This window comes from Arthrobacter sp. HMWF013 (genome assembly GCF_003061105.1).
Classification (GTDB): domain Bacteria; phylum Actinomycetota; class Actinomycetes; order Actinomycetales; family Micrococcaceae; genus Arthrobacter.
Genome location: NZ_QAIQ01000435.1, coordinates 1 through 2,955, shown reverse-complemented (window position 1 = coordinate 2,955; position 2,955 = coordinate 1). Strand labels below are relative to the sequence as shown.

The 2,955-nt window shown below is 66.2% G+C and carries 3 protein-coding genes and 1 pseudogene; 1 reads left to right on the top strand and 3 read right to left on the bottom strand.

The genetic code is table 11. From position 1 onward, the window contains the following. On the bottom strand, nucleotides 1–525 hold a 525-nt coding region (locus DBR22_RS15805; protein WP_146187527.1), incomplete at its 3' end, for an MFS transporter. A gap of 125 nt (nucleotides 526–650) precedes the next feature. Between DBR22_RS15805 and DBR22_RS15800 the strand changes: the two genes are divergently transcribed. Continuing rightward, the gene (locus DBR22_RS15800) at nucleotides 651–986 is read left to right on the top strand and encodes a hypothetical protein (protein WP_108599805.1); all 336 of its coding nucleotides are present in this window, start codon (nucleotides 651–653) and stop codon (nucleotides 984–986) included. Here the strand turns inward: DBR22_RS15800 and DBR22_RS15795 are convergent. After that, on the bottom strand, nucleotides 976–2,436 hold the full coding sequence (locus DBR22_RS15795) for a TrkH family potassium uptake protein (RefSeq protein ID WP_108599804.1): 1,461 nt from the start codon (nucleotides 2,434–2,436) through the stop codon (nucleotides 976–978). The two genes, DBR22_RS15800 and DBR22_RS15795, sit on opposite strands and share 11 nt — an antisense overlap. Nucleotides 2,437–2,441: 5 nt before the next feature. After that, nucleotides 2,442–2,955 (bottom strand): annotated as a pseudogene (locus DBR22_RS15790) (amino acid transporter); the annotation flags it as partial.

The window sequence follows — 2,955 nt, the reverse complement described above, 5'->3', positions numbered from 1 at the left end:
GTACGCCCCGGCGATCCCCGCGAACTGCATGACGCCGGCGCCGATGAACGGCCCCACAAAGACGCCGATCCTGCTCACCCCGCCCAGGGTGGAGAGCGCCCGCGCCCGGAACTGGAGGGGCACGGCCTCGGTGAGGTACTTCTGCCGGGCCAGGCTGAAGACGCTCGCGGCCATCCCGACGACGATCATGGCCACCGCGAGCAGCCACAGTCCGTTGGGGATCAGGGAGGACATCGCGGCGGCTGCAAGCGCCAGGGCACCTGTCGCGGCGGCGCCGACGATGGACCAGCGTTCGCCGAACTTCAGCGTGATGAGGGATGCGGGCAGGTTGAAGAACCAGGAGCCGAGACCGATCAGGGTGACGATCAGCGCGGAGACGGCCACCGAGGCGCCGAGGTCCCGCGCGGACAGAACCACCACGGGAAGCACTGCCCCTTCGCCGATGCAGAACAACAGCGCGGGGCCGAATGCAGGTATGGCGATGCTCCGGAAGTTGAAAGGCTGCGGGGATCCTGGCGAAGTCATCAGATTTATCTTATGGCCCGGTAAAAATTCGCAGGATTCAGGGGGTCACAAGACGCCTCAGGAGGACTACCGTTTGCCTTGAGGGGCACTGTAGCTGCGCCCTCTTCAAACCTGAGGGAGGTTCCATGGGTGAGGTGTGGATTCGTACCATCCACAACAGTCTGGTCCGGGCGGACAAAGTCACGGAAATCGCTTCCACCCGCGGGTCCCTTCATGAGGACCAGGGTTATGCGCTGAAAGTCATTGTGGACGGCAAAGCCCACGTGGTGATTGACGACGCCGGCCTGCCGGGCTCGCTCGCCGAACGGCTGGAGTTTGCGCGGCATCTTGAGGATGCCCTGCTGCTCGCTCTCGACGAGGCGAAGATGGCCGAAGCATCAATGGTGGTCGCTTTTGAACCGGAAACCGATCGCTGGGCTTTCGCCGCGGCGGCCGAACTGACCGGCGGACTCAGCCGATAATCGGCCGTTCCTCGGGCAGCCGGTACAGGCGGGGGTGGGCGGACAGCGCAAGCGCGGACGCCACCGTCACCGTCCCGATGCGGCCAGTGAACATCAGGACCATGAGCACCCACTCTGCCGATGCAGGCAAGTGGTAGGTGATCCCTGTGCTCACGCCCACCGTGGCGAAGGCGGAGATCGATTCGAACAGGACTTTCTCGAGGCTGTAGTCGGTCAGGATCAGCAACAGCATGGTCCCGACGACGACGGCGGCCACCCCCAGGAGCGCCACTGACAGTGCCTGCCGTTGGGACGAAGCACTGACTGAGCGGTGTGCGATGGTCACCTCATCGCGCCCGCGCACCTCGTTCCAGATGGCGAAGCCCAGCACCAGGAACGTGGTGATTTTGATGCCGCCGGCTGTGCCGGCGCTGCCGCCGCCGATGAACATCAGGATGTTCGTGACCATCAGCGTCTCGGGAGCGGCCACGCCGTAATCGATGCTGTTGAATCCCGCCGTGCGCGGGAAAACGCCGCCCGCCACCGAGCCCATGATCTTGCCGGTGAGGGACAGGTTACCCAGCGTCTCGGCCCTGTTCCATTCAAAAGCGGCGAACAGCGCGATCCCCACCGCCAGCAGCAGCAGGGTGCCGTAGATGGTCAGGCGCAGGTGGATGGTCCAGTTCTTGGGCTTCTCCCCGCGAAGCAGCTGGATGATCACCGGGAAGCCCAGCCCGCCGGCGATGACGGCCAGGCAGATGGGGGTGATGATCCACGGGTCCGACGCCAACCCGATCAGGTTGTCGCTGAAGAGCGAGAACCCTGCGTTGTTGAAGGCGGAGATGGCGTGGAAGGTCCCGTGCCACAGTGCGGTGGCCGGGTTTGCATCGTAGGCCAGCAGGAACCGGCCGGTCAGGAGGACTGCGGTGACGGCCTCGAAGCCGAGCATGATCTTGGCAACCCGGACCAGCACGGCCCGAACGTCCCCGAGGTTCAGGGTGTGCGTCTCGGACTGGGCCACCAGCTGGCCGCGCAGCCCGATGCTCTTGCGGACCAGCAGCGCCATCAGCGTGGCCAGGGTCATGATGCCGAACCCGCCGGCCTGGATCAGCCCGAGGATGACGGCCTGGCCGAACGGGGTCCAGAACGTGGCGGTGTCCACGGTGATCAGCCCGGTGACACAGACGGCTGAGACGGATGTGAACAGCGCCGGCATCAGGAGCTCGGAACCGGGATCGGTCCGCGCAAAGGGAAGCATGAGCAGTCCGGCCCCCACCAGGATCACCGCCAGGAATGCCAGGGGCAGGGACCGGACGGGATGGGACAGGGCCCGCCGGACGAAGTTCTCCTCCTTGCCGGCCCTTCCGTCTCCGCCCTTGCCGTTGGCCGGCTTGCCGTTCACCGGCCTGCCGTTGATGAAATTGCGCTGGCCAGGCAGGGAACCCTTCTCCCCCAAGGATCTGTCCCTCATGGTGCTCATCCGACGTGGATCCCCGGCCTGAGGTCGGGGTCCGGCTCGTTCTCGCGGATGATCTCGCGGACCACCGGCGCGGTATCGCCGCGGCCCAGCAGCAGGTAGCGCATCAGGTGGGCCAGCGGGTTTCCTTCGGCCCACTCGAAGTAGGCGTGCGGCCGGACCCCGGTGGCGTCCCGGAGTGCCAGCAGGATGGCGGCGATCGCGTTGGGGGCGGCGGGGCTTTCGGCGCGCAGGACCCGGTGGCCGTCCACCTCGATCCCCCGCACCTCCAGGACTTCGCTGAACCCCGAGGGATCGGTGATGTCGATTTCGAGGAAGATGACGTCGGCGGTGCCGGGCACGGGGTTGTTCTCCCGCTGGGTGGCTTCCTTGGTGGCGTACTCTGTGGCGTCCCCGCATTCTGCGGCGTCCCGGTCGTGGGGCCGGTTGGCGATCAGGTTGATCCGGCCGTCGAAGTCCAGGGTGTCGCTGATGAAGCGGCGGGCGGCGTCGTCGAACTCGATCGTGTCCACG